This window comes from Xanthomonas hydrangeae, from assembly GCF_032697525.1.
GTDB lineage: Bacteria > Pseudomonadota > Gammaproteobacteria > Xanthomonadales > Xanthomonadaceae > Xanthomonas > Xanthomonas hydrangeae.
In genome coordinates this window covers 4,218,665-4,243,764 of record NZ_CP103836.1, presented here as the reverse complement: position 1 = coordinate 4,243,764, position 25,100 = coordinate 4,218,665, and the positions used below count along the sequence as shown (strand labels likewise).

General features: G+C 64.4%; 22 protein-coding genes and 3 tRNA genes. 15 read left to right on the top strand and 10 right to left on the bottom strand.

Features of this window, described 5'->3' with window-relative positions; translation table 11 throughout:
- Window positions 1–322: 322 nt before the first annotated feature.
- Entirely contained in the window at window positions 323–3,253 is a 2,931-nt protein-coding gene (locus NYR97_RS18170; protein ID WP_316695157.1) for a TonB-dependent receptor, read from the bottom strand.
- A gap of 262 nt (window positions 3,254–3,515) precedes the next feature.
- Window positions 3,516–4,487: a LysR family transcriptional regulator gene (locus NYR97_RS18165; RefSeq protein ID WP_316695156.1), complete on the bottom strand. Its 972-nt coding sequence runs from the start codon at window positions 4,485–4,487 to the stop codon at window positions 3,516–3,518.
- 417 nt (window positions 4,488–4,904) lie between these two features.
- Between NYR97_RS18165 and NYR97_RS18160 the strand changes: the two genes are divergently transcribed.
- The 5 genes from NYR97_RS18160 to fdxA all read left to right on the top strand — a co-directional run bounded on the left by NYR97_RS18160 (window position 4,905) and on the right by fdxA (window position 9,310).
- Entirely contained in the window at window positions 4,905–5,537 is a 633-nt protein-coding gene (locus NYR97_RS18160; protein WP_210761820.1) for a 2-dehydro-3-deoxy-6-phosphogalactonate aldolase, read from the top strand.
- Entirely contained in the window at window positions 5,534–6,682 is a 1,149-nt protein-coding gene (dgoD, locus tag NYR97_RS18155; protein WP_316695155.1) for a galactonate dehydratase, read from the top strand. Before NYR97_RS18160 ends, dgoD begins: the two co-directional genes overlap by 4 nt.
- Entirely contained in the window at window positions 6,676–7,593 is a 918-nt protein-coding gene (locus NYR97_RS18150) for an SMP-30/gluconolactonase/LRE family protein (RefSeq protein WP_210761821.1), read from the top strand. The genes dgoD and NYR97_RS18150 overlap by 7 nt, the downstream gene beginning before the upstream one ends.
- Window positions 7,590–8,534 (top strand): 2-dehydro-3-deoxygalactonokinase, encoded by a 945-nt coding sequence (locus tag NYR97_RS18145; RefSeq protein WP_316695154.1) that lies wholly within the window; start codon window positions 7,590–7,592, stop codon window positions 8,532–8,534. Before NYR97_RS18150 ends, NYR97_RS18145 begins: the two co-directional genes overlap by 4 nt.
- Before the next feature lie 452 nt (window positions 8,535–8,986).
- The gene (fdxA, locus tag NYR97_RS18140) at window positions 8,987–9,310 is read left to right on the top strand and encodes a ferredoxin FdxA (RefSeq protein ID WP_006453280.1); all 324 of its coding nucleotides are present in this window, start codon (window positions 8,987–8,989) and stop codon (window positions 9,308–9,310) included.
- A 131-nt stretch (window positions 9,311–9,441) separates the two neighbouring features.
- On the opposite strand, the gene NYR97_RS18135 is transcribed toward fdxA, so the two are convergent.
- On the bottom strand, window positions 9,442–9,960 hold the full coding sequence (locus NYR97_RS18135) for a hypothetical protein (RefSeq protein ID WP_104582913.1): 519 nt from the start codon (window positions 9,958–9,960) through the stop codon (window positions 9,442–9,444).
- 16 nt (window positions 9,961–9,976) lie between these two features.
- Window positions 9,977–10,885: a 4-hydroxy-tetrahydrodipicolinate synthase gene (dapA, locus tag NYR97_RS18130; protein WP_205391689.1), complete on the bottom strand. Its 909-nt coding sequence runs from the start codon at window positions 10,883–10,885 to the stop codon at window positions 9,977–9,979.
- 93 nt (window positions 10,886–10,978) lie between these two features.
- Between dapA and NYR97_RS18125 the strand changes: the two genes are divergently transcribed.
- From NYR97_RS18125 to NYR97_RS18085, 9 genes are all read left to right on the top strand, one after another.
- Entirely contained in the window at window positions 10,979–11,605 is a 627-nt protein-coding gene (locus NYR97_RS18125; RefSeq protein WP_023903766.1) for a glycine cleavage system transcriptional repressor, read from the top strand.
- A 13-nt stretch (window positions 11,606–11,618) separates the two neighbouring features.
- The gene (locus NYR97_RS18120) at window positions 11,619–11,969 is read left to right on the top strand and encodes a ribonuclease E inhibitor RraB (RefSeq protein ID WP_205391690.1); all 351 of its coding nucleotides are present in this window, start codon (window positions 11,619–11,621) and stop codon (window positions 11,967–11,969) included.
- A gap of 37 nt (window positions 11,970–12,006) precedes the next feature.
- Window positions 12,007–12,489, top strand: a complete 483-nt coding sequence (locus tag NYR97_RS18115; RefSeq protein ID WP_316695153.1) for a peroxiredoxin — start codon at window positions 12,007–12,009, stop codon at window positions 12,487–12,489.
- An 81-nt stretch (window positions 12,490–12,570) separates the two neighbouring features.
- Window positions 12,571–13,968 carry a PhoH family protein gene (locus NYR97_RS18110; RefSeq protein ID WP_006453286.1) on the top strand — a complete coding sequence of 466 codons (1,398 nt, stop codon included), beginning with the start codon at window positions 12,571–12,573 and terminating at the stop codon, window positions 13,966–13,968.
- The gene (locus tag NYR97_RS18105; RefSeq protein ID WP_255085211.1) at window positions 13,968–14,450 is read left to right on the top strand and encodes a hypothetical protein; all 483 of its coding nucleotides are present in this window, start codon (window positions 13,968–13,970) and stop codon (window positions 14,448–14,450) included. The genes NYR97_RS18110 and NYR97_RS18105 overlap by 1 nt, the downstream gene beginning before the upstream one ends.
- A 6-nt stretch (window positions 14,451–14,456) precedes the next feature.
- Entirely contained in the window at window positions 14,457–15,128 is a 672-nt protein-coding gene (locus NYR97_RS18100; RefSeq protein WP_316695151.1) for a YoaK family protein, read from the top strand.
- Window positions 15,129–15,165: 37 nt separating this feature from the next.
- Window positions 15,166–15,975 carry a bifunctional hydroxymethylpyrimidine kinase/phosphomethylpyrimidine kinase gene (thiD, locus tag NYR97_RS18095; RefSeq protein ID WP_316695150.1) on the top strand — a complete coding sequence of 270 codons (810 nt, stop codon included), beginning with the start codon at window positions 15,166–15,168 and terminating at the stop codon, window positions 15,973–15,975.
- 203 nt (window positions 15,976–16,178) lie between these two features.
- Window positions 16,179–16,255, top strand: a tRNA-Arg gene (locus NYR97_RS18090).
- 95 nt (window positions 16,256–16,350) lie between these two features.
- Window positions 16,351–16,427, top strand: a tRNA-Arg gene (locus NYR97_RS18085).
- A 60-nt stretch (window positions 16,428–16,487) separates the two neighbouring features.
- Here NYR97_RS18085 and NYR97_RS18080 read toward each other — a convergent pair.
- Both NYR97_RS18080 and NYR97_RS18075 read right to left on the bottom strand, forming a co-directional pair.
- Window positions 16,488–17,480: a DedA family protein/thiosulfate sulfurtransferase GlpE gene (locus NYR97_RS18080; protein WP_316695149.1), complete on the bottom strand. Its 993-nt coding sequence runs from the start codon at window positions 17,478–17,480 to the stop codon at window positions 16,488–16,490.
- A 44-nt stretch (window positions 17,481–17,524) separates the two neighbouring features.
- Complete coding sequence (locus tag NYR97_RS18075; RefSeq protein ID WP_316695147.1) at window positions 17,525–18,469, bottom strand: LysR family transcriptional regulator; 945 nt, start codon at window positions 18,467–18,469, stop codon at window positions 17,525–17,527.
- A 136-nt stretch (window positions 18,470–18,605) separates the two neighbouring features.
- Between NYR97_RS18075 and NYR97_RS18070 the strand changes: the two genes are divergently transcribed.
- Window positions 18,606–19,307: a pirin family protein gene (locus tag NYR97_RS18070; RefSeq protein WP_205391697.1), complete on the top strand. Its 702-nt coding sequence runs from the start codon at window positions 18,606–18,608 to the stop codon at window positions 19,305–19,307.
- A 398-nt stretch (window positions 19,308–19,705) separates the two neighbouring features.
- Here NYR97_RS18070 and NYR97_RS18065 read toward each other — a convergent pair whose 3' ends face one another.
- The 4 genes from NYR97_RS18065 to alaS all read right to left on the bottom strand — a co-directional run bounded on the left by NYR97_RS18065 (window position 19,706) and on the right by alaS (window position 25,098).
- Entirely contained in the window at window positions 19,706–21,652 is a 1,947-nt protein-coding gene (locus NYR97_RS18065) for a methyl-accepting chemotaxis protein (RefSeq protein ID WP_316698344.1), read from the bottom strand.
- A 270-nt stretch (window positions 21,653–21,922) separates the two neighbouring features.
- A tRNA-Ser gene (locus tag NYR97_RS18060) sits at window positions 21,923–22,015 on the bottom strand.
- A gap of 82 nt (window positions 22,016–22,097) precedes the next feature.
- Window positions 22,098–22,310 (bottom strand): carbon storage regulator CsrA, encoded by a 213-nt coding sequence (gene csrA, locus NYR97_RS18055; RefSeq protein ID WP_003481884.1) that lies wholly within the window; start codon window positions 22,308–22,310, stop codon window positions 22,098–22,100.
- 139 nt (window positions 22,311–22,449) lie between these two features.
- Window positions 22,450–25,098, bottom strand: a complete 2,649-nt coding sequence (gene alaS, locus NYR97_RS18050; protein ID WP_316695144.1) for an alanine--tRNA ligase — start codon at window positions 25,096–25,098, stop codon at window positions 22,450–22,452.
- Between the last annotated feature and the right edge of the window lie 2 nt (window positions 25,099–25,100).

The following is a 25,100-nucleotide window of genomic DNA, read 5'->3' as shown; positions in this document are numbered from 1 at the left end:
GGACGCATGTACTGCTAATTTTTAGCGGATCGGTGCGCGAACGCCCTGCCCGTCGTTGTTGCTGGCCCGCATCCGCACACGGCAAAGCCCGCGACGGTTGGATGCGTGGTAATCCCGATAAGGCTTACCTAGCGGCTGCGGCCGGAGCATAGGGCGCGGCTGTCATGCCACACCAATGAAATATTCCTGGCGAGCTATTCCTGAAACCTATAGCAACATAGAGAAACCCGGCAGGTCTGGCGTTGCGGGCCAGGCTGCCGGATTCACCGAAACGGGCTCAACTCTGCGAACCAGCGCAGGCCGGAACCGTGATCGAGCACGCTTACCAGTTCATGCGCAGCACCAGCGAATAGCGCCGGTCGTTGACGAACGAGGAGCGCGTGTACAAGCGCGGATCCACTTCGCCCCCTTCGTACGAGGTCGGCCCCATCAAGACCTTGGTCACCGTGTTGGTCAGGTTGTTGGCCTGCACGCCCAACTGCAGATGGTCGTTGAAGCGATAGAAGAACGAACCGTCGAGCTGGCCGTAGTCGTCGGCCCAGGTCGGCAGACGGGTGGCCGCGTCGCTGGTGGTCAGCAGGTAACGCGAGCGCCAGTTGTAGGCCAGACGCAGCGACAACGGCCCCTTCTCATAGATGCCGGCCAGGTTGTAACTGCGCCGCGACAAACCTTCCAGCGGCAGCTCGACGCCGGTCACCGTGGTGTTGGTGTACGGATCGGTGGCGGTGTTGGCGCCGCCCTGGCTGTCGACGAAGGTGAAGTTGGCATTGACGCCGAAGCCGCTCAGCCAGCCCGGCAGCTGGTCGAAGAACTGGGTGTAGCCCAGCTCGGCGCCACGGATGGTGCCCTCGTCCATGTTGTAGGGACGCGTCACCAGCCAGGGGCGGTTGTCGTAGATCTCGCTGCGGGTCTGGGTGGAGAAGTAATCCTTGACCTTCTTGTAGAACAGCGTGGCGTACAGCATGTCACTGGTGTCGAAGTACCACTCCAGCGCGGTATCGAACTGGTTGGCCACCATCGGCTTGAGGTTCGGGTTGCCGGCGGTGCCGACGAAGTCGGTGGCCTGGCCGGCGTCGTTGGTCTCCACGTTGAGCAACACATACGGTTGCAGCTGGGTGTAATCCGGGCGCGCCATCGCCTTGGAGGCGGCAAAGCGCCACTGCAAGGTATCGGTGAAGCGCAGGCGCAGGTTCAGGCTGGGCAATACGTTGGTGTAGCTGCCCTGCGAGTTGTTCTCGAAATACTGCCCGGTGTAACGCGCCTGCAATTCCGGCGAGACATTGAGCCCGGCCAGGTTCTGGAACTGGCCGAAGCCTTCGGCCTGGGTCTTGGTCTGCACCACGCGGACGCCGACATTGCCATCCACCGGAATGCCCCAGGCCTCGTCGTTGCCGAAGTACAGCGCCGCATAGGCCGCCTGGGTGCGCTCGAACTGGCGGTTGGTGTCCTGCGGCTGGTAGGTGTCCGGCGCCCAGCCATAGCCGCGCAACGCCACGATCTGCTGGATCATCTGCGAGGCCGAGCCGTAGTTGTTGACCAGGCTGCTGTTGGGCACCACCAGCGTGGTCGGCACGTTGACGCCGCCGCGGAAGAAGTTGGAGAAGGTGAACAACGACGACTGGTCGGTCATGAAATCCGACATGTTCGCCAGGCCATTGCTGGTGCCCGGAATGGCGGCCCAGTTGTCGGAGATCACGCCCCAGTTGTAGCCGGAGTTCTTGTTGATCTGGTTGCGGTCGGTGGCGCGCATGCCGAAGCGCGCAAAGCGCAACCAGCTGCTGTCGTCGAAGGTGTATTCCAGATCCACCCGCGTGGACAGCTGCCGCCCGCGATTCTTGCCCAGGTGGTCCATCGCCGCCGCCCAGAAGTAATTGGACGGATCCTGGGTAAAGGCCGGGTTGGCGATCTGCACGCTGGGGTACTTGCCGGAGACATCGTAGGTCAGTCCCGGCAGATAGGTCGCGCTGAACACGGTGAAATCCAGCTGCTCGTTCTCCGACTGCACCAGCTGCATGTCGCCCTTGATCTGCAGGTTGTCGTTGAAGAAATGGCTGAAGCCCACCGACAGGTCGGTGGTGGTGGTGCGCTGCTCGGAATAGCGGTTGTCGGTGTTGAAGCGCACACCGTCGCCGGTCAACGCGCCGCGCCACGAGCTGGACACCGGCGAGCCGCGCAGGAAGGCGCCGCGATCGTCGTAGTCGAAGGTCGTGCCCGGTGCCGGGGTGATGCTGTTGTTGCTGTCGTTGAAGAACGCCGCGCGCTCCTGCCAGTTCATTTCATAACGCGAGCGCAGAAACTGCGCATAGATCTCGGTGGCATCGCTGGGCTTCCACTGGAACGCCGCCGCGATCCCGTCGCGCTTGCGCTCGAAATCCAGCTGACGCCAGTTCACCCCGCCCGGCACGAACACCTCGCTGCGCCCGCTGCCGGCCAGCACCGCCTCATCGGTGCGCCGCACGTACGGCTCCACTTGGATGCCGTCCGAACGCGTGGCCAGCTCCGAATGCGCGACGTCGATCATGAAGCCCATTTCGCCGATGCCGGTGTCCCAGCGGTCGCTGAACAGGAACGAGGCCGACGGCTTGTACTGCTTGCTCATGTCGCCGTAGTTGTAATCGACATTGCCGCCGACGATCCGGCCGGGATTGTCGAACGGCATGCGCGTGCGCAGATTGACCGTGCCGCCCAGCCCACCTTCGATGATTTCCGCCGACGGGTTCTTGTAGACATCCACACCGGCCATCAACTCGGCTGGCACGTCTTCGAAGCTCAGCCCGCGGCCGCTGGCGGCGCTGAAGATGTCGCGCCCATTGAGTTCGCCGCGCACCTGGGTCAGGCCGCGGATCATCACGCCGCTGCCTTCGGCGGAGAAATGGTCCGGATCGCTGCGTGCGGCGAAGTGATCGATGGTCACGCCGCTGACGCGCTGCAGGGTTTCGGTGACGCTGCGATCGGGCAAGGCGCCGATGTCTTCGGCACTGACCGAATCCACGATCTGGCTGGCATCGCGCTTGATCACCTGCGACTTGATCAGGCTGGCGCGCACACCGCGCACTTCCACCGTATCCAGATCCACCGCGCTGCCGGCGGTCTTGTCGGCGGGGACGGTCGGGGACGGCTGCGCCTGTTGTGCGTACACCGGTGCGGCGAGCAACAGCCCGATGCTGACGGCCATGGCGGAATGACGCAAACGCGGGGTACGACGTGCGTGCACGCCCGTCCCTGCCGAGGCATGGCTTGAAAACTTGTACATCTGAATCCCTCCCAGGACGCAAGACGACTGAAGACTGGTTGTCGCGGCACCGTCAGCGGACAGCGTGATCGAGCAGGACACGGACGTTGCCGCCCGGCTCCACCTCCCACTGCATGGCGGCTTGGCCGCCGATCACCTGCCCGACTTCACGTGCGCTTCAGCGTGCGATCTGGCTCACAGATATAGGCGCGTGGTCTAGCGCCAGCCAATGAAAAATTCACAGCCTGGTATGCCCTGGCGGAATACAAATGGAAGAGCCCGCTTAACCAGTGGATTCTGGCCCGCGCAGACCGGGATACAGACGCCGTGCGGTGGTGCGTAACGCCTGCAAAATGCGCTCTGCCCCCGGCGGCAGGATGTAATCGCGCCGGCGGATGATGCCGAAAGACTCCATCCGTACCCCCAGCTCGATCGACAACACGGTCAGCAGCTTGGCCTGGATCAGCGGCGCCACCGATTCCACCGGCAAGGCGGTCAACATGTCGGTGCCGCGCAGCAGCGTGGAGGTCACCGGCAGCGACGAGGTTTCGATCGCATTGGTCGGCGTCTGCACGCCGTGCTCCATGAACATCGAATCCAGCCGCGCGCGCAGCACGCTGTCGGCCGGCGGCAGGATCCAGCCATAGCGCACCAGATCGGCATGCTGCAGACCGGCGCGGCTGGCCAGCGGGTGCCCGGCACGTGCGATCACCGAATGCGGCTCGTCGGCCAGCGGCTCGAACTCCAGCTCGCCCACGCCCTCCGGCCCCAGGATGCGGCCGATCACGATGTCCAGCTGGCCGTCCAGCAACTTGGCCACCAATGGTCGGCTGTAGTCCATCTCCACGCGTACCAGGATGTCCGGGAACTCGCGCTTGACCTCGGCGATCGCCTGCGGCACCAGGTTGGTACCCGGATTGACCACCGTGCCGATCGAGGCCTGGCCCATGCGTCCGGCGCGCAGCGCGGCGATCTCCTCCTGCGCACGGCCGATCTCCGACATCGCCGCGCGCGCGCGCCGGATCAGCACATGGCCATACCAGGTGGGCTCGACCCCGCGCGCATGCCGCTCGAACAGTTTCACTCCCAGCATGTCTTCCATTTCTGCCAGCAGCTTGGAGGCCGCCGGCTGGGTCATGCTGGCGGCCTCGGCCGCGCGCAGCACCGAGCGCTGTTCGTGCAAATGCAGCAACAGCAGGAGCTGGCGCGTCTTCAGCCGGGCTGCGTTGAACCAGGGAGTACCGGAATTTGCCATGGAGATCGCCGCGAGGGTGTATTCGTAGGAGGAATAGAATATGCCGAAAATTTCATTTGCAGCACATATCTCCCCGCGCGAGGCTATCGAACGCCGCAGCAGGAGCCCCTACCTCCCGGGCGCGGTCAGAATAGACGTGAACCATCTCTCACGAGGTGGCAGCACGCACGCCATACATGCGGAGGTGGACGACGATGACGGCATCTTGCCAGCCGATAGCAGGCGGTTGCAGCGCGCACGCGATTGTTGCAATCGGTCCTCCAGCGCGTCGCGACACCCTGCCCGCTTCCCCATTCCGATCTCCCACCGCGCGTCTGCAGCCCCGCGTTGCAGCACGCAGTTGCGCAAGCTCCCCCGACGACGTTGCCGACCCTCCGGTCGCCGACGGCCGCTTTCCGCTCTATCGCGAGTAACCCGATGACCTCAGACACCACTGCCAGCCTGTTCGCCCTGCCGCTGATCGCCATCCTGCGTGGCATCACGCCGGAAGAAACGCTCGACCATGTCGGCGCGCTGATCGACGCCGGCTTCGACGCGATCGAAATCCCGCTCAACTCGCCGCGCTGGGCCGAGAGCATCGCGCTCGCCCAGCAGACCTATGGCGCGCGCGCCTGGATCGGCGCCGGCACCGTGCTGCGCAATGAAGACGTCGACACCCTGGCCGAGATCGGCGCGCGCTTTATCGTCACCCCGAATACGCGCCCGTCGCTGATCCGCCATGCGGTAACGCGCGGGCTCACCGTGGTGGCCGGCTTCGCCACCGCCAGCGAGGCGTTCGATGCCATCGATGCCGGCGCAACGATCTTGAAGCTGTTCCCGGCTGCGACCTATGGCGCGGCGCATGTGCGCGCGCTGCGCTCGGTGCTGCCCAAGCACATTCCGGTCTATGTGGTCGGCGGCGTCAGCCCGCAGACCCTGGCCGGCTTCCTTGCCCAGGGCGCAGCCGGCGCCGGCATCGGCGGCGAACTGTACAAACCCGCGCAATCGCTCGAAACGACCCAGACGCATGCACGCGCCTTCGTGCAGGCCTACCAGGAACTGCAAGGATGAAGATCACCCGCCTCACCACCTACCACGCCGCACCGCGCTGGCTGTTCCTCAAGGTCGAGACCGACGAGGGCATCACCGGCTGGGGCGAACCGGTCATCGAAGGCCGCGCACGCTCGGTGGAAGCCGCCGTGCACGAACTGGCCGGCTACGTCGTCGGCAAGGATCCGGCGCGCATCAACGACCTGTGGCAGACCATGTACCGCGCCGGTTTCTACCGTGGCGGCGCCATCCTGATGAGCGCCATCGCCGGTATCGACCAGGCCTTGTGGGACATCAAGGGCAAGGCCCTCGGCGTGCCGGTATACGAGCTGTTGGGCGGGCTGGTGCGCGACCGCATGAAGACCTACCGCTGGGTTGGCGGCGACCGTCCCGGCGCCATCATCCAGCAGATCACCGACTACCGCGCGCTGGGCTTTGACACCTTCAAGTTCAACGGCACCGAAGAGATGAAGCTGATCGACAGCGCGCGCGCCGTCGATGCAGCGGTGGTCAAGGTCGCCGAGATCCGCGAAGCCTTCGGCAACACCATCGACTTCGGCATCGACTTCCATGGCCGCGTCGGTGCGCCCATGGCCAAGGCGCTGCTGCGCGAGCTGGAACCGTTCAAGCCGCTGTTCGTGGAAGAACCGGTACTGGCCGAACAGGCCGAGTACTACCCGCGCCTGGCCGCGAGTACCTCGATTCCGCTGGCGGCCGGCGAGCGCATGTTCTCGCGCTTCGAATTCAAGAACGTGCTGTGCGCCGGCGGCATCGGCATGGTGCAGCCGGATCTGTCGCATGCCGGCGGCATCACCGAGTGCGTCAAGATCGCCGCGATGGCCGAGGCCTACGACGTCGGCTTCGCGCCGCACTGCCCGCTCGGCCCGATCGCACTGGCCGCGTGTCTGCACGTGGACTTCGTGTCGCACAACGCGGTGCTGCAGGAACAGAGCATCGGCATCCATTACAACGAAGGCGCCGACCTGCTCGATTACGTCATCAATAAAGACGATTTTCAGTGTGTGGATGGCAGTATCGCCGCCCTGCCCAAGCCCGGGCTCGGTGTGGAGATCGACGAAGACATGCTCAAGCGCGCAAACGAAAATCCGCCCGATTGGCGCAACCCGGTGTGGCGTCACAGCGATGGCAGCATCGCCGAATGGTGAGCACGATCGAACACACCGCCGTGCTGGCGGTCGACAGCCGCTGCACGCATGGCGAAGGCGTGCTGTGGTGCGAGCAGCGTGAGGCGCTGTACTGGGTGGACATCAGCGAGAAGCGCTTGTGGCGGCATCATCCGCAAAGTGCGCACACGCGCTACTGGACGCTGCCCGATCGGCCGGGCTGCATCGGCTTGATGGACGACGGCCGCGTGCTGATCGCGCTGGCCAAATCGGTCTGCATCGCCGACCCGGACAACGCCGACGGAGAAGGCGACGCGCTGCCGCTGGAAAAGCTCGCCGATGTCGAAGCCGACAACCCGCTGACGCGCAGCAACGATGGCCGCGCCGATCGCAACGGCAACTTCGTGTTCGGCACCATGGACGAACACGACGACAAGGCTGCGCGCGGGGCGATGTATCAGTTCTCGCTGCGCCACGGTCTGCGCGCCTTGCCGCTGCCGGGCGTGTCGATCCCCAACTCGATCTGCTTCAGTCCCGATGGCCGCACGCTGTACTACTGCGACTCGGTGCGCCCGCAGATCCTGTGCTGCGACTACGACGCCGACACCGCGCAAACTAGCAACACGCGCGTATTCGCCACGCTGGACCGCGACGATGCCGAGCCGGACGGCTCCATCATCGACAGCGAAGGCCACTTGTGGAATGCGCAGTGGCGCGCCTGGCGCGTGGTGCGCTATCGCCCCGACGGCAGCGTCGAGCGCAGCGTGCAACTGCCGGTCAAGCACCCTACCTGCAGCGCCTTCGGTGGTGCCGCGCTGGATCGTCTGCATGTGATCAGCTCACGCCTGGACCACAGCGCCGAAGAACTTGCCCGCACACCGGAAGCCGGCGGCCTGTACCTCTGCGATGTGCCGGTCAACGGCCTGCCCGAGAGCCGGGTGGCCAGCGCATGATCGCCATCGACTGGGGCACCAGCAGCCTGCGCGGGTATCTGCTCGATGCCGGCGGCAAGGTGCTGGAGCAACGCCGCGGCAGCGACGGCATCCTGGCCTGCCAGGGCCGCTTCGCCGAGGTGTTGAGCGCGCTGATCGATGGCTGGGCCGGCCCGGTTCTGCTCTCGGGCATGATCGGCAGCCGCAATGGCTGGGTTGAACAGTCCTATCTACCCTGCCCTGCCGACACCGCCGCGCTTGCCCAGGCGATGCGTAGCTACGACGACCTGCTGCCCGGACGCACGCTATGGTTCGTGCCCGGCGTGAGTACGGGCGAACAGCACGGCGTGCCTGATGCGAGCACTGGCGAACGGCGCAGCACGCCGGATCTGAGCGCCAGCGCACGGCATCGCGTGCCCGACGTCATGCGCGGCGAAGAAACCCAGCTGGTCGGCCTGATCGCCGCACTCGGCGACGGCGAACATGTCGCCTGCCTGCCCGGCACCCACAGCAAATGGGCACAGATCGCCAACGGCCAACTGACCGGCTTTGCCACCGTCATGACCGGCGAGCTGTATGCGGTGCTGCGCCAGCACAGCATCCTGGGCAAGCTGATGCAGGACGATCACGCCGAACTGGACACCGATGCATTCCTGCAAGGTATCGATCGAAGCGCCGACCCAGGCGGCCTCAGTCATCACCTGTTCGGTGCCCGCACGCTGGGCCTGTTCGACCGCCTCACCGCCACCGCGCTGCCGTCCTACCTTTCGGGCCTGCTGATCGGCCACGAACTGCGCGAGCACCACGGCAATCAAGGCACCGTCCACCTGGTCGGCAGCCCCGGCCTGGCGCAGCGCTATGCACTGGCGCTGGCGCATTTGGGTGTCAAAACCCAGCTGCATCCGGAAGATCTGGCTGCTACGGGGTTGTTCGCGCTGGCAAGGCAGCGTGGGTTGGTTTGATACGCAGCGTGAGTGGATCTGATCAAGCGGCCGGTCGCTGATTTACTTCGGCTGGCGCGTGGCGACACGTTCGTCATGCCGAAAAGTATTGCTGCGGCGCCCCTCATCCGGCGCTAGCGCGCCATCTTCTCCCGACGGGAGAAGGCTCAAAACCCCTCTCCTGCGGGGCGAGAAGGCACGGCTTACGCGCCACTGGCGCATGTGCCTAGGAGCGCCCGCGCCGCAAGCGCGGGCCGGGGCGCGGAGCAGGGGTTGGGGTGAAGGTACGGGGCGAAGCCACGGAGAATGGTGGGTAACCCGAGGCTTCGCCCGTACCCTCATCCGCCGCTGCGCGGCACCTTCTCCCGATGGGAGAAGGAATCAATCCCAATGCAAAAACCCAAAATCCCCATCACCCCCACACCCAGCACCCGACTGCTTTAGAATTGGCAGGCTAAACGCCGGATTCCACCATGCCTTTTGTTGTCACCGAAAACTGCATCAAGTGCAAATACACCGACTGCGTCGAGGTCTGCCCGGTGGATTGCTTCCATGTCGGCCCGAACTTTCTGGTCATCGACCCGGACGAGTGCATCGACTGCACCCTGTGCGAACCCGAATGCCCGGCCAACGCGATCTACCCGGAAGACGACGTGCCAGCAGGCCAGGAGGGCTTCGTCGCGCTCAACGCCGAGCTGGCCAAGGCCTGGCCGGTGCTGACCGTGCGCCAGGAGCCGCTACCCGATGCCGCCGAATGGGATGGCAAGCCGAACAAGCTGCCGCTGCTGCAACGCTGACATAGCGCCTGGCAGCCTCCAGCCGCAGCGACGCCATAGCGGCGCAGCGACGACACCGCATCAGAAACGCAAAACGGGCGCCCGAGGCGCCCGTTCTGCTGTCTGCGCTTGCTGCAGCGGCTGCAGCGGCCTCAGCCGCCCAGCTTGCCCTTCAACGCGGTGATCACCGCCACCGGTGCTGCCGCAGTGGCCGGCATGCCGCGCGGATCCACTGCCGACACATAGCTACCGGCGTCGACCTTCACCACGCGCACCAGGAAGCTGGACCCTTCGTAGCTCACGTCGTAGGAACCGAGCATCTGTGCCTTGCTGGCGATGGTCAGGCCGGGAATGTCGGCCAGTGCCGCTCCGACCTTGGCGAACACTTCATCGCGCTCGCCCGGCACGGTGAAGCCGCTGTTGGCGCTGGCAGACGGCGGCGCCGAGGTGTTCTGCTGCGCGGTCGATGCCAGCGTCGGCACCTTCATCGCACCCGAGGTGTCGGGCAGGTTCAGGTCCGGCGGCACTTCCAGCGGACGGGCCTCCGGCGCCAGCGCGTAGTCGCCGCGCGCGCCCTTGTGGAACCAGCTGCAACCGCTCGTGGCGGCGACGGTGGCGGTCGCCAGCAACGCGAGCGAGAGCACGCGGACGGGGGAAACGGAATGACGCATCGATAGATCTCCTGGGTCAGGCCGCGAGCATTTCGCGGCTGGAAAGCGCTTCCAACGCAATCGCGTCGGCGGCAAGGCGGTCGGCGGCAGGCTGGTGCGCCGAAGAAAGGGGCAGTAACGGCAAACGCAGGCCGTCCCCGATCCCGGCCCGCTGCAACAGCGCCTTGACCGGGATGGGATTGGATTCGATACCGCAGAAGCTGTGGTACTCGCTCAGGCGCGTGTCCCAGGCGAGTGCAGCGTCGCGCTGACCATCGCGGGCCAGATCGCACAACCGCCGGTACGCCGACGGCAACGCGTTGGACGCCACCGAAATCAGCCCATCGGCGCCGGACAGCATCGCATGCGCGGCACTGCCATCGTCGCCACTGAGCACCACAAAGGTATCGCTGCGCAACGCAAGCAGCGCGGCAATGCGCTCGGGTTCGCTACGCGCTTCCTTGATACCGACGATATTCGGATGCTCCATCAGCGCTGCCACCGTCTCCGGCAACAGATCGCAACCGGTGCGGCCAGGCACGTTGTACAGCACCACCGGCAGCCCGCCGTTGTCGGCAACTGCCAGAAAGTGCGCGTGCAAGCCCGCCTGGGTCGGCCGCACATAAGGCGGCGTCACCACCAGCGCGTACTGCGCGCCCAAGGCGGCGGCGCGACGTGTCTGCGCAATGGTCTTGGCGGTGCCCGACAGCCCGGTCCCGGCCAGCACCGGCACCCGGCCGGCGACTTGCGCGACAGCGGCACGCAACAGCGTGTCGTACTCCTCGTCGCTCAATGCAGCGGCTTCGCCGGTGGAGCCGGCAACCACGATTCCCTGCACGCCGCCATGCAGCTGCTGCTCCAGCAGCCGCCGCCAGGCATCCAGGTCGAGTGCGCCGTCCGGACCGAAAGGGGTCGCCAGCGCGGTGATGATGCCGGAAAGGGACAAGATTCAGCTGCTCTTACGTGACAGGAAAAGGCCCGCGCGCACGCGGGTTGTGGCCGCCTGCATGTTACTTGCGGCGCGAAACCACGGGCAAGTATGCTGGTCATCGCCAGGGCGCCTGCCCGGGCGGCCATTCAGCCTGATGCAATGCCGGAACCCCCTTTGACCGACACCACACCCCGGCCCTCGCCGACCGAAAATCACCTCCTGATCAACGCCTACACGACGCATCCGGAGTCCCCCCTGTTGCCCGTCACCCGCCGCATCGCCGACAGCGGCTGCAATCTCGTGGACGCCCGCCTGGCCACGGTGGGGCGCGATGTCTCGGTCACCGCACTGGCCACCGGCTCCTGGGATTCGGTCGCCAAGCTCGAGGCGATGCTGACCCGGCTCGAACGCGAAGAAGGCCTCAAGCTGGTCTGGTATCGCACCGGCCCCAAGCAGACCCAGTCCAACCTGCTGCCCTATATCGTCGAAGTCATCGCTGCCGACAAGCCGGGCATCCTGTTTCAGCTGGCCGATTTCTTCGACCGCCAGGGCATCACCATCGAGAACCTGCAGAGCACGCGCTATCGCGCCATGCAGACCGGCGCGGAGATGTTTTCTGCGCAGGTGACGATCGGGGTGCCGGCCAACATGCACATCGCCGCATTGCGCGATGATTTTCTGGAATTCTGTGATCACCTCAATCTCGACGCGATCATGGACCCGATGAAGTTTTAAGGCAGACATCCCGATGGCCATCGCCCTCTCCGCGCTGAAACAGATGTTCGATCACATCCGCTCCGAGACCGACTGGAATCTCGACGGGCCGTTGCGCTGGGAATATTTCTTTGCCGACCCTGCGCAGCAACCGCTGCAAAAGCTTTCCGAACAACTGACCCAGGACGGCTATCGCGTCATCGACATCTTCCTCGGCGAACGCGACGAAGACGATGGCGACGACGAAGAATCGTATTTCCTGCATGTGGACAAGCTGGAACAGCACACCCTCGAGTCGCTGAATCAGCGCAATGCGGAGTTCGACGCGCTTGCCAAACGTTTCCATGTGGCTGCTTATGATGGGATGGACGTCGGCCCGGCATGACCGAGCCGCACGCCCCTCCACTTTGGGCTGAGCAACGATGACCGACGCTGTCTTTGAATTACCCGCTGCAACCTTCGACCTGCCGCTGGCGCTGTCCGGCGGCACCCAGACCACCCTGCGCGGCTACGCCGGCAAATGGGTGGTGCTGTACTTCTATCCGAAAGACAGCACGCCCGGCTGCACCACCGAAGGCCTCGATTTCAACGCGCTGCTGCCGCAGTTCACACAGGCTGGCGCGGTGATCCTGGGCGTCTCGCGCGACTCGGTGAAGTCGCACGACAATTTCTGCGCCAAGCAGGGATTCACCTTTCCACTGATCAGCGACGGCGACGAGGCCTTGTGCCGCGCCTTCGACGTGATCAAGGAAAAAAACATGTACGGCAAACAGGTGCTCGGCATCGAGCGCAGCACCTTTCTGCTGTCGCCCGAGGGGCATGTGGTGCAGGCCTGGCGCAAGGTCAAGGTCGCCGGCCATGCCGACGCCGTGCTGGCTGCGTTGAAGGCGCACGCCAAACAGTGATGCCCCTCGTTTCCCGTGTCCTCCATCACCCTGCCCCGCAGGCGTGATGGCTCGCCCCTGCTCCATCACTTGGAAGACCCAATGACCCGAGGCAAGCGCATCTACGTGCTGGACACCAACGTGCTGATGCACGATCCCACCGCGCTGTTCAAATTCGAGGAACACGATGTGTTCCTGCCGATGCAGGTGATCGAGGAACTCGACAACGCCAAGAAGGGCACTTCCGAAGTCAGCCGCAATGCGCGCCAGGTCAGTCGCTTCCTGGACGAACTGCTGGAGAACACCAACGCCGAGCAGATCAAGACCGGCATCCTGCTCAGCCACCCGCAGGGTATCCAGCTCAAGGGCCAGGCCGCGATCGGCCGGCTGTATTTCCAGATCCACCCGATCGATCCGGGCCGCACCTTCGGCGAGATGATTCCGGACAACAAGATCCTGGCATCGGTGCTGGCGCTGTGCGAAGAAAACCCGGACGTGCCGGTCATTCTGGTGTCCAAGGACATCAACCTGCGCATCAAGGCCTACATCAGCGGCCTGAATGCAGAGGACTATCAGAACGATCGCGCGCTGGACGATTTCAGCCTGCTGTTCACCGGCGCTGTCGAGCTGCCGGAAGACTTCTGGCAGAAGCACAACGAAGACCTGCGCAGCTGGAACGAGCGTGGCCGCACCCATTACGAAATCGTGCTGGCCGACGACGAAGACTGGCATCACAACCAGTACCTGTATCTGCCGGGCGAGGACGAAGTGGAACTGCGCGTGGCCAGGATCGGCGGCGGCAAGGCCACGTTGTGCCTGGTGGACGATTTCCGTACCAGCCCGCACGCGGTGTGGGGCATCGTGGCGCGCAACCGCGAGCAGAATTTCGCGCTCAACGCGTTGATGGATCCGGAGATCGATTTCGTCACCCTGCTCGGCACCGCCGGTACCGGCAAGACCCTGCTCGCGCTGGCTGCCGGCCTGGCGCAGACGATGGATCAGCAGCGTTACCGCGAAATCATCATGACCCGCGCCACCGTGAGCGTGGGCGAGGACATCGGCTTCTTGCCCGGCACCGAAGAAGAAAAGATGACCCCGTGGATGGGCGCACTGACCGACAACCTGGAAGTGCTCACGCACAATCAGGAAGGCGGTGCCTGGGGGCGTGCGGCAACCAATGATCTGCTCGCCAGCCGCATCAAGATCCGCTCGATGAACTTCATGCGCGGGCGCACCTTCCTGTCGCGCTATCTGATTCTGGACGAGGCACAGAACCTCACCCCCAAGCAGATGAAGACGCTGATCACCCGCGCCGGCCCCGGCACCAAGATCGTGTGTCTGGGCAACGTCGAACAGATCGACACGCCCTACCTCACCGAGACCACCTCGGGCCTGACCTACGCGGTGGATCGCTTCAAGGCCTGGCCGCATAGCGCGCACATCACGCTGCGGCGCGGCGAGCGCTCGCGCCTGGCCGACTTCGCTTCGGAGGTGCTGTGATGCATCCGCTGCGCGGCGCGGCGGCGTTCGCACTGATTGCACTGGCCGGCTGCGCAACCACGCCGCCGCCCGCCAGCGTGCCCACCAACATCAAGAGCGGGCAGTCGTGGGTCATCACGCGCCAGGGCATTGCCGAGCAGGTGCTGGACACCTGCTCGCGCGACAGCCCGGCGCGTCATCCGGGCCAGATCACCGGCTATTGGACGCCGAGCCAGCAACAGATCGAACAGCTCGAATCCAGGCAGGATGCATTGACGCCGACCATCCCCGAGCCGCGCGATTTCGACCGCCAATATGTAGGCGTGGTGATCCAGGGCCAGCAGCTGATCTACATCAATGCCTTCAAGCTGCCGAACGATCCGCCAGTGAAACCGGCCAAAGAGGCGATCCGGGTATGCGACGGCGGCAGCGCATTCTGGGGCGCGCTGTACGACCCGCAAACCGGCGCGTTTTCGCAGATCGCCGTCAACGGCACCCCCTGACCCGACATGGGAATCCTGCTACCGCGCTGGGTCTGGATTGGCGCGGTGGCATTGTCGGGTGTGGCCGGCATGGTCAACGTGGTCGGCTACCTGGGCTCCGAACATCAGGTGGTCAGCCACCTCACCGGTACCACCAGCCTGCTCGGCGTTGCCCTGATACAAGACACCGCCCCGGAGATCGGCTTTCTCTGGGGCATTCTGATCGCCTTCTGCGCCGGCGCCATGCTCAGCGGCCTGATCATCCAGGACGATGTCCTGCGGCTTGGACAGCGCTACGGCGCGGCACTGCTGCTCGAAGCGCTGCTGTTGCTGGCCGCGATTCCGCTGTTCAAGCTGCATCACATCGGCGGCGTGCTGGTCGCCGCAGGCGCCTGCGGCCTGCAGAACGCCATGGCCACCACCCTCAGCGGCGCAGCGGTACGGACCACGCATCTGAGCGGCATGTTCACCGACCTGGGCATCGGCCTGGGGCACCTGCTGCGTGGGCGCCCGCTGCAACTGCGCCGGCTCACGCTGAGCGGGTTGATCATCAGCGGCTTTCTCGGCGGCAGCATCCTCGGCACCTGGCTGTTCCAGCGCTGGCACTACGACGCGCTCTACCTGCCAGCCGGCCTCACCGGAGTGACCGGGGCCGGCTACGTTGCCTACCTGCAATGGCGTCGCTGGCGCGCGCGATGAGCCGCACATCCGACCGACAGCAGTGCAGAATCCACGCATGACCACGCCCAGCACGCTGTCCGCATTGACCATCGCCGGCTCCGATTCCGGCGGCGGTGCCGGCATTCAGGCCGATCTCAAGACCTTCGCCGCACACCGCGTACATGGGTTGTCGGCCATCGCTGCGTTGACCGCGCAAAACACCCGTTCGGTTACCGCCGTGCACATCCCGCCGATCGCATTTCTGCAGGCGCAGATCGACGCCTGTTTCGCCGATTTCGAGATTCAGGCGGTCAAGCTCGGCATGCTCGCCAATGCCGAGGTCATCCATTGCGTGGCCGATCTGCTCGAAAAATATCGCCCACCGTTCGTGGTACTTGACCCGGTGATGGTCTCCACCAGCGGCGCGCGCCTGCTGGAAGACGCCGCACTGGACGCGCTGCGTACGCGCCTGCTGCCGCTGGCCACCCTGATCACCCCCAACACGCCCGAAGCCGAGCTGCTGACCGGCCGCCGCATCGTCGATGCCGACGCCGCCGAGCACGCCACCGCCGCCCTGCTCGACCTCGGCGCCAATGCGGTGTTGCTCAAGGGCGGTCACCTGCACGAGGGCACGCGCGTGATCGACCGCTTCGATGACGGCGTCACCCAGGACGTGTTCATGCATCCACGCCTGCAGGTCGACGCGCACGGCACCGGCTGCAGCTTGTCGGCCGCGATTGCTGCGCAGCTGTGCCAGGGCCTGTCCCTGCTCAACGCCTGCGAAGCGGCGATCGACTACGTTGCGCGCGCGATCCGCCTCGGCCACACCCCAGGTCACAGTGAGGTGCTGGTGCTCGACCACTTCGGCGCCGCGCCCAGCGTATGAGCGCGTGTACCGGCACATCTGACCTGCCGAAATCGGACCACGCACAGCTAGGCGCGTGCAGCGATCACTACGCATGGATGAAAGCACCTGCAGTCGCGCTGGCAGCGCCCCGGCGCGGACGCATCGGCAAGGCGCAGGCAATCGCGTGTCACAAAAGGATTGACGAGTACGCCGGGCATCCGCATAATTCCGCTCCTGACGACGCGCCCGTAGCTCAGTTGGATAGAGTACCTGGCTACGAACCAGGCGGTCGGGAGTTCGAATCTCTCCGGGCGCACCATCATCAGAACAACAAAAAGACAGCAGTGCATCGCTGTCTTTTTAGTTAAACCTCCGATCGCACTGCGACGGATGTGCAAGTCAAAACAAGATAATGCGCCCGTAGCTCAGTTGGATAGAGTACCTGGCTACGAACCAGGCGGTCGGGAGTTCGAATCTCTCCGGGCGCACCAATCTTGAAGAAAACGACCAGCTTGCTGGTCTTTTTTTTGTCCGGATGAAAGCAACCGCAATCAGGCCATCGCCCCAACGGTATCTGGCCCACCAACCACAGCCACCGGCAGCAGCGAGGTCACCGGATGCCCGGCATCGCGCCATGCATCCAGCCCGCCCAGCAGCGGACGCACATCGCGATAACCGCGCTCGCGCATTCGCCCCGCCAGCCACGCCGCCGACACCTCGTCCGGACACGCGCAATAGATCACCACACTGCGATCGCGCGGCACGGTGGCCAGAATCTGTGCGAGCTGTCGCTCGTCGGCAAACACCGCGCCGGGAATCGTGTAAGGCTGCAGATCGCGATATCCCGGTGCGCGGATATCCAGCACGGCAGGCCGCAGGCTCTCTTCGCCATCGAGCAACGGCACCAGCTCGTCGACTGCAATGCGCGCATGCACCAGCGAACGCAGCAGACTATGCCGTCGCCACCAGCGCCAACCGATGTAGCAGGCCAACAACACCGCCACCACGACAACCGCGCCCGACCCAAGCTCGGCCAGAAACGCAAGTACGTTCTGTACCTGGTGGGCGAACAACGCTCCCAGGCCCAGACCGACCAACGCCCACAACGCTGCACCGAAGGCGTCGTAGCGCAGAAATGCCGCCGGGCGCACCCGCATTGCGCCGGCCATCGGCACCGAGACCATCGACAACCCCGGGACGAACTTGGCCACCGCCAATATCCGCACTCCCCAGCGCGAGAAGAACCGCTCGGTCTTTTTCATGCAGGTATCGCGCGACAGCGACAGCCGGCACAGCGACTGCAAGGTGCGATTACCGAAGCGGCGGCCGGCCAGATACCAGGCCAGATCGCCGAGCAGGCTCGCCAACACCGAAACGCCCAACGCCGCCACCCCGGCCAGCCATGCATCGCTCCCGCCGCGCAGCGCATAGCCGGCACCGACCAACACCAGCGTCGGCAATGCCGGCACCGGCAGTCCCAGCGACAACGCCAGCACGTTGGCGAACACCAGGGCCAATCCGTACTGTTCGATCAAGCCCTGCATGCGACGATCCTGCGCGACGACGAACGCGCATTATCCGCCCTTCCTCACGCGCGCGACTGCCCGGCAGCGACGGAACGATACGTCTCGGCAAGCGACTGCAACCAGCCATCGAACAGGCCCTCGCTGCGCAGGGCGCGCCGCCACCACCCCAATGCCTCACCCTCCTCGCCCGGCCGCCATGCCAGGGAGAACGTCTCGTCGGGCTTGCGGGTTTCTACCTGCACCTCGCACAGCCGGCCGTCCTGTAGCGCGCCGCGCGCATACGCCTCAGGCAGAAAGCCGTAGCCTGCGCCGGCCAGCTGCAACTGCAGCTTGGCCTGCATGTCCGGTACGGTGAGCACATCGCGCCCGGACAACAGGCCCACGGTGCGCGGCAGCAACCGCCGCGCCGAATCCGCTACAGCGATCGCACGATGCTCGGCCAGCTCGGTCGCACCCAGCATCCCGGCGCCCGCCAGCGGATGCGTGGAGGCCACCGCGAACACAAAGCGCAGCGTGCCGATCTGCTCGGCGACGTAGCCACCGCCGCTTGGCCCCTCGCCCGCCGCGACGATCAGATCCACGCGCCGATCCAGCAGCGCCTCCCAGCTGCCGGACAGCGATTCGCTCACGACGCGCAGGCGCGTGCTATCGGCCACCGTGTAGAAATCCAGGATCTGCGCCTGCAGCAACGCCACCGGCAGAATCGCATCCAGCCCGATCGCAAAGTCCGACTCCCAACCCGACGCCACCCGCCGCACCCGCACCTCCAGCTCCTGCGCAGCACGCAACAGGTGCCGCCCCTCGCGCAACAACTCGCGCCCGGCCTGGGTCGGCGTCGCCTTGGGACCGAGCCGCTCGAACAGTTGCACCCCCAGATCGTCTTCGAGCTTGGACACCGTGTAGGAAATCGTCGACGGCACCTTGAACAACACCTTGGCTGCGGCCGCGAACGAGCCCCGACGGTCGATTGCATCGAGGATTTGCAGCGCTTCCAGGCTAATTTTCATTGTTCGATTTTTTCGATGATAGCGGCCAAATTTACTCGCTTTTTGTCTTCCGCACAGAGGCGGAGACTACGCATCGGGCCGCCGGGACACCGACTCACTCCCCGGCGCCATTCGAGATCTTTCAAGGAGAAGCAGCATGTTGAATGTCCGCAAGAGCGAAACCCGTGGCCGCGCCGAGCATGGCTGGCTGTCCTCGCGCCATACCTTTTCCTTCGCCAGCTACCACGACCCGCGCCACATGGGCGTCGGCCCGCTGCGGGTGATCAACGAAGACAAGGTGCAGCCGGGCGAAGGCTTCGGCACCCATGCCCATCGCGACATGGAGATCATTTCCTACGTGCTGGACGGCGCGCTGGAGCACAAGGACAGCATGGGTACCGGCTCGGTGCTGCACTACGGCGACGTGCAGCGCATGAGCGCCGGCAGCGGCGTCAGCCACAGCGAGTTCAATCACTCGGCCAGCGAGCCGGTGCATTTCCTGCAGATCTGGGTGATGCCCGAACGCAACGGCATCGAACCCAGCTACGAGGAAAAGCATTTCGACGCCGACAGCAAGCGCAATCAGCTGCGCCTGATCGCCTCGCCCGACGGCGAAGCCGGCTCGCTGCGCCTGCATCAGGACGCACGCCTGTACGCCTCCATCCTCGACGGCGATGTGCGTCTGCAACACCCGCTGGCACCGGGACGCATCGGTTACGCGCAGGTGGTGCGCGGCAGCCTGAGCGTCAACGGACAGGCACTGTCGGCTGGCGACGCGCTGCAGATCACCGCCGAGCCGGAACTCGTGCTGGCCGACGCACGCGACGCAGAAGTGCTGGTGTTCGATCTGCCGCAGTAAACGGCAACGCGTGACAGTGCGGCGTGCCGCAGTAAATCGGCGCGCCGCATGATCGCAGCTGGCTGGACCAGGCAAAGCGCGCTCCTGGCGCAATGCAGTTCACTTGAAAAAACGGCACTCCCCGCGCGGGGAGCGCCGTTTTTTATTTGGCTTGAAAACTGAGCCGATTGGAGACTATGCCGAGATGCAGGAGCCCTCGATCAGCAACTTCAGTGAACAGCATTAGGTTCTGGCGGTCTTTGTGGTGCGCGGATGTATCTGCTGGCGAGCGCTTTTAGTTTTGCGCAGACCTAGCTGCTGGCACGCGCGGCAGCGATGCAACTACGAGCGTGCGTGTCACCGCTTCAACGACGCCGCACAGCGAATGCACCAGACCCCTCATAGTCACGTGGTCTGGGTCACGCGGCCTGCGATTTGGCGAACGGCTCTGCGTGCGCATCCTTTATTGCAGAAGACCCATCGGCATCGCCGTTGACCAATGCGAACAACGCATCCGCATCGGCTTCGAGCACATGCGCCGAACGCGCCAGATCGTCGACCATCCGCGCCTGATCGCGCGCCTGCACGCCAATGGATTGCAGCGCCGTGTTGGCGGTCGAAATATCCTGCGCCTGCTCCTGGCTGGCGGCGGCGATCTGCTCCACGGTTGCGGTCACACGCAGCACCGAGCCGACCATGTCCTGCATCACCACACCGGCCTGTTCGGCCAGGCGCGAACCATCGCCAACCTGATCGGTCGCGTTGTCGATCAGGGAACGAATCTCCTTGGCCGACACGCTGCAGCGCTGCGCCAGACTACGCACCTCGGTCGCCACCACTGCAAATCCACGCCCCTGCTCGCCGGCGCGCGCCGCTTCCACCGCCGCGTTGAGCGCCAGGATGTTGGTCTGGAAGGCGATGCCGTCGATCACCTCGATGATCTGGCCAATGCGATCGGTCGCCGAACGAATGTTGGCGGTGGTCTTGACCACCTCGGCGATGACCTCGGCACCGCGTCGCGCAACATTGGCCGACTCTTCGGCCATGCGCTGCGCCGACCCCGCGCTCTCGGAATTGATGCGCACGGTCTCCGCCAGCTGATCGATGGTGGTCGAGGTCTGCGCCACTGCGGTGGACTGCGAAGATGCGCGGCTCACCAGCTCCTCATTGCTGACCGAAATATGGTGCGCCTCGCGCTGCACGTTCTGCGCGATGCTCATGGTCTGCTGCATCAACTCGCGCATGCGCTCGGCCGAGCGCACTTGATCGGTCACATCGGTGGCGTACTTGACCACCTTGTACGGCCGCCCTGAGACATCCAGGATCGGGTTGTAGGAGGCCTGTATCCACACCGCGCTGCCGTCCTTGCGCAGCCGGCGATAACGGCCCGCGTCGAACTGCCCACGCGCCAGCTTCGCCCAGAAATTGCGGTACTCCTCGGAGGCGCCATACACCGCATCCACGAACACGCGATGGTGCTGCCCGACCGCTTCGGCGGCCGGATATCCCAAAATCGCCAGGAAATTATCGTTGGCGCTCAGCACGTGCCCTTCCAGATCGAATTCGATCACGCCCATCACCTTGTCGATGGCCTGGATGCGGCCATCCGCATCGGCCGAATCGATCACCTGACGGGTCACCTCGGTGGCGTACTTGACCACCTTGTACGGGCGCCCATGCTCATCGAGTACCGGGTTGTAGGACGCCTGGATCCACACGTCCTGCCCATCCTTACCAACGCGCTTGTAGCGCCCCGCATCGAATGCGCCGCGCCCGAGCTTTTCCCAGAACGCGCGATAGGCCGCCGATTGGCGCGTGGACGCATCCACGAACATGCCGTGATGCTGGCCGCGGATCTCATCGAGCCGGTAACCCATCACCTGCAGAAAATTCTGGTTGGCATCGAGCACGGTGCCATCCAGCGAAAACTCGATGACCGCCATGACCCTGTCGATCGCATCGATTCGCCCTTCGAAATCGGCGGTCTGGCGCACCTGCGCCGTGATGTCGGTGGCGTACTTCACCACGCGATAGGCGTTGCCGGATCGATCCAGCAGCGGGTTGTACGACGCGTTGATCCACACCTCGCGCCCGTGTTTGTCCAACCGGCAAAAGCGCCCGGCGTTGAAGTCGCCGCGCCGCAGCGCCGCCCAGAACTGACGATAGCTTTCGCTGTCGCGATCACTGGCAGTCACGAACATGCGGTGATGCTGGCCGACCACCTCGTCCAGCCGATAGCCCATCAAGGACAGGAAGTTCTCGTTCGCATCCAGAATGCGGCCATCCAGATCGAACTCGATCACCGCCATCACCCGGTCCACCGCATTGGCCTTGTGCTGCAGCCCACGGCCCCAGAAAGAGAACAGGCGTCCAAGCAGTGGCGGTAGGCGCATCACGTTGAAGTCCGAGATATATGTCACGTGTTTAGCGACCTATACCGGAGTTACTTGAACCGCTTCATGCAGCACGTTTGAGGCGATTCAGATGCTTTCGCGACAACCAAATGCCTGATGGAGGATGCGGCGAGCCGACTGGCAGCAAGCATGCTGCGCAGCTCACTCGAAAGGACTTGCAACCCATCCCGCGATGCAAATAAAAACGCCCGCAAATCAAAGATCTGCGGGCGTCTAGAACACTGGCGGAGCGAGAGGGATTCGAACCCTCGATAGAGCTTTTGACCCTATACTCCCTTAGCAGGGGAGCCCCTTCAGCCGCTCGGGCATCGCTCCAGTTTCACGTCCTGCCGCGTTGTCCGTGGCAGGCCGCGAAGAATACCGGGTAAGGGGGGTTAACGTAAACCCTTTGCGACAATCAATTCGAAGAATCGTCGCCGTGATGCGCGCCGGAAGCGACCGGCTCATCGCCACGCTGGATGCGCTGATAGATTTCTTCGCGGTGCACAGCGACATCTTTCGGTGCAGTGATGCCAATGCGCACCTGATTACCCTTGACGCCGAGCACGGTAACAGTGACCGAGTCGCCGATCATCAAGGTTTCGCCTACCCGGCGAGTGAGGATCAACATTTTTCAAATCTCCTGGAACCGGTGGGTTTCCCACCAGCATCGACGGCCTCCTGATGAGACGCGTCTATAGGTAAAGGGAATAGACCGGAAATGGTAGCGGCAGATCCTGCCAGCCAGCAAGGCATGGCAGGACAAGTGTTCAGCCCAAGTGTTGCTTGACCCAGGAGTGCACGCCGTCGAGCGCGGTCGCAAGGGCGGGCCCGTCCTCGCCACCACCCTGGGCGAGATCCGGACGGCCACCGCCCTTGCCCCCGATCTGACTGGCGACATGGCCGAGGAGTTCCCCTGCCTTCACCTTGCCAGTTGGGCTACCGTTCACGCCGGCAACAAGCGCGACCTTGCCGGCAGATGCACCCGCCAGCACGATCACCGAATCGCCCAATTGCTGCTTCAGCCGATCCATCGCATCGCGCAGCGCCTTGGCATCGAAGCCTTCCAGACGCACAGCGATAACCTTGACTCCGGCGACATCGACGGCGCTGGCGCCAAGATCTGCAGTCGCACCCGAGGCCAGCTTGGCCTTGAGCGACTCCAGCTCACGCTCCAGACGCTTCTGGCGCTCGGTAAGTGCGCGCACCTTGTCGACGACTTCAGTCGAATTGCCGCCGAGCAGATGAGCGGCCTCAAGCAGACGACGCTCTTCGTCGGCCACATAGTCCAGCGCGCCCTGCCCGGTTACCGCTTCGATACGGCGCACGCCCGAAGACACGCCACCCTCGGAGGTAATCTTGAACAGGCCGATATCGCCAGTGCGGGTGACATGGGTACCGCCGCAGAGTTCGGTCGAATACCCACCCATCTTCAGCACACGCACGTTCTCGCCGTACTTCTCGCCAAACAACGCCATCGCGCCGAAATCCAGCGCTTCCTGCATGGCCATGTTGTGCACTTCGACACTGTGGTTGGTACGGACCTCGGCGTTGACCTTGCGTTCGATCACCGCGAGCTCGTCGGCCGTGATCGGCTGAAAGTGCGAGAAGTCGAAACGCAGACGGTCCGACGCAACCAACGATCCCTTCTGCTGGACGTGCGTGCCCAACACTTCGCGCAAGGCCGCATGCAGCAGATGCGTGGCCGAGTGATTGAGGATGGTCTTGCCGCGACGCTGCACGTCGATCCCGCCGGACAGCACATCGCCCAGCGCAAGCGCGCCTTCGGTGATGCGCCCCACATGACCATGGAACTGCCCGGCAAACTTCTGCGTATCGGCAATGTCGATGGAGACACCGGTCCCGCTCAGCTGACCGCTATCGCCGACCTGACCACCGGACTCGGCATAGAACGGTGTGCGGTCGGTGAACACGATGACCTCGTCACCGGCGTCGGCGCGTTCGACCGGACGGCCCTGCTTGAGCAGCGCAACGACCTTGAGCGCATCGGCGTCGTAGGCTTCGTAGCCCAGAAACACCGTCGGCGACATCGTAGCGACCAGATCCGCAGGCAATGCCACGCCACCACCGAACTTGCCTGCGGCACGCGCCGTCTCGCGCTGACGCTCCATGGCGAACTCGAAGCCCTCCATGTCCACACGCAAGCCGCGCTCGCGTGCGATGTCGGAGGTCAGATCGACCGGAAATCCGTAGGTGTCGAACAGACGGAATGCATCGGCACCGGGAATGACCTCCTGCGAGCGCGAAGCGACGTCGTCGAAGATCTTCATGCCGGCGTCCAGCGTTTCGGCAAAGCGCTCTTCCTCGGCAAGCAAGGCGCGCGCGACCGTCGCTTGAGCGACCACCAGCTCCGGATAGGCCTCACCCATCAGCTCGACCAGGGTCGGCACCATCTTGCTGAAGAACGGCTGGCGCACGCCCAGCATCCAGCCATGGCGCAGCGCACGCCGGATGATCCGGCGCAACACATAGCCACGACCTTCGTTGGAGGGCAGCACGCCATCGACGATCAGGAACGAACAGGCGCGGATGTGATCGGCGATCACCCGCAGCGACTTGTTTTCCAGATCGGCAACGCCGGTCAGCGCGCTGGCCTTGCCGATCAACGCCTGGAACACGTCGATTTCGTAATTGGTATGCACATGCTGCAGGATCGCAGCGAGACGCTCCAGACCCATGCCGGTATCCACACACGGGGCCGGCAACGGGATCAAGGTGCCATCGGGCTGCCGATCGAACTGCATGAAGACCAGATTCCAGATCTCGATGAAGCGATCGCCATCCTCGTCCGGCGAACCTGGCGGACCGCCGGCGATGTGATCGCCATGGTCGAAGAAGATCTCGGTGCACGGGCCGCATGGACCGGTATCGGCCATCTGCCAGAAATTGTCGGAGGCATATGGCGCCCCCTTGTTGTCGCCGATGCGCACGATGCGGCTTTCCGGGATGCCGATCATGTCGCGCCACAGCGCGAAGGCTTCTTCGTCGGTGTGGTAGACCGTGACCAGCAGGCGGTCGGCCGGCAGCTTCCAGACCTGGGTCAGCAGTTCCCATGCCCAGCTGATGGCGTCCTTCTTGAAATAATCGCCGAACGACCAGTTGCCCAGCATTTCGAAGAAGGTGTGGTGGCGCGCGGTATAGCCAACCGAATCCAGATCGTTGTGCTTGCCGCCGGCACGCAGGCAGCGCTGTACGTCGGCAGCACGCACATAGCTGCGCTTTTCAGCGCCGAGAAAGACGTCCTTGAATTGGACCATGCCCGAGTTGGTGAACAGCAAGGTCGGGTCGTTGCCCGGCACCAGCGGTGCGGACGGCACGATGGTGTGGCCCTTGCCCTCGAAGAAGGCAAGGAAGTCACTACGGATCTGGGAAGTGCTGTATTTGGCAGGTGCGTTCATGT

Bases quoted from the DNA above. Each gene is read 5' to 3' on its own strand.
- NYR97_RS18170 (WP_316695157.1), bottom strand. From the start codon at position 3,253: ATGTACAAGTTTTCAAGCCATGCCTCGGCAGGGACGGGCGTGCACGCA.
- NYR97_RS18165 (WP_316695156.1), bottom strand. From the start codon at position 4,487: ATGGCAAATTCCGGTACTCCCTGGTTCAACGCAGCCCGGCTGAAGACG.
- NYR97_RS18160 (WP_210761820.1), top strand. From the start codon at position 4,905: ATGACCTCAGACACCACTGCCAGCCTGTTCGCCCTGCCGCTGATCGCC.
- dgoD (WP_316695155.1), top strand. From the start codon at position 5,534: ATGAAGATCACCCGCCTCACCACCTACCACGCCGCACCGCGCTGGCTG.
- NYR97_RS18150 (WP_210761821.1), top strand. From the start codon at position 6,676: ATGGTGAGCACGATCGAACACACCGCCGTGCTGGCGGTCGACAGCCGC.
- NYR97_RS18145 (WP_316695154.1), top strand. From the start codon at position 7,590: ATGATCGCCATCGACTGGGGCACCAGCAGCCTGCGCGGGTATCTGCTC.
- fdxA (WP_006453280.1), top strand. From the start codon at position 8,987: ATGCCTTTTGTTGTCACCGAAAACTGCATCAAGTGCAAATACACCGAC.
- NYR97_RS18135 (WP_104582913.1), bottom strand. From the start codon at position 9,960: ATGCGTCATTCCGTTTCCCCCGTCCGCGTGCTCTCGCTCGCGTTGCTG.
- NYR97_RS18125 (WP_023903766.1), top strand. From the start codon at position 10,979: ATGCTGGTCATCGCCAGGGCGCCTGCCCGGGCGGCCATTCAGCCTGAT.
- NYR97_RS18120 (WP_205391690.1), top strand. From the start codon at position 11,619: ATGGCCATCGCCCTCTCCGCGCTGAAACAGATGTTCGATCACATCCGC.
- NYR97_RS18115 (WP_316695153.1), top strand. From the start codon at position 12,007: ATGACCGACGCTGTCTTTGAATTACCCGCTGCAACCTTCGACCTGCCG.
- NYR97_RS18110 (WP_006453286.1), top strand. From the start codon at position 12,571: ATGACCCGAGGCAAGCGCATCTACGTGCTGGACACCAACGTGCTGATG.
- NYR97_RS18105 (WP_255085211.1), top strand. From the start codon at position 13,968: ATGCATCCGCTGCGCGGCGCGGCGGCGTTCGCACTGATTGCACTGGCC.
- NYR97_RS18100 (WP_316695151.1), top strand. From the start codon at position 14,457: ATGGGAATCCTGCTACCGCGCTGGGTCTGGATTGGCGCGGTGGCATTG.
- thiD (WP_316695150.1), top strand. From the start codon at position 15,166: ATGACCACGCCCAGCACGCTGTCCGCATTGACCATCGCCGGCTCCGAT.
- NYR97_RS18080 (WP_316695149.1), bottom strand. From the start codon at position 17,480: ATGCAGGGCTTGATCGAACAGTACGGATTGGCCCTGGTGTTCGCCAAC.
- NYR97_RS18075 (WP_316695147.1), bottom strand. From the start codon at position 18,469: ATGAAAATTAGCCTGGAAGCGCTGCAAATCCTCGATGCAATCGACCGT.
- NYR97_RS18070 (WP_205391697.1), top strand. From the start codon at position 18,606: ATGTTGAATGTCCGCAAGAGCGAAACCCGTGGCCGCGCCGAGCATGGC.
- csrA (WP_003481884.1), bottom strand. From the start codon at position 22,310: ATGTTGATCCTCACTCGCCGGGTAGGCGAAACCTTGATGATCGGCGAC.
- alaS (WP_316695144.1), bottom strand. From the start codon at position 25,098: ATGAACGCACCTGCCAAATACAGCACTTCCCAGATCCGTAGTGACTTC.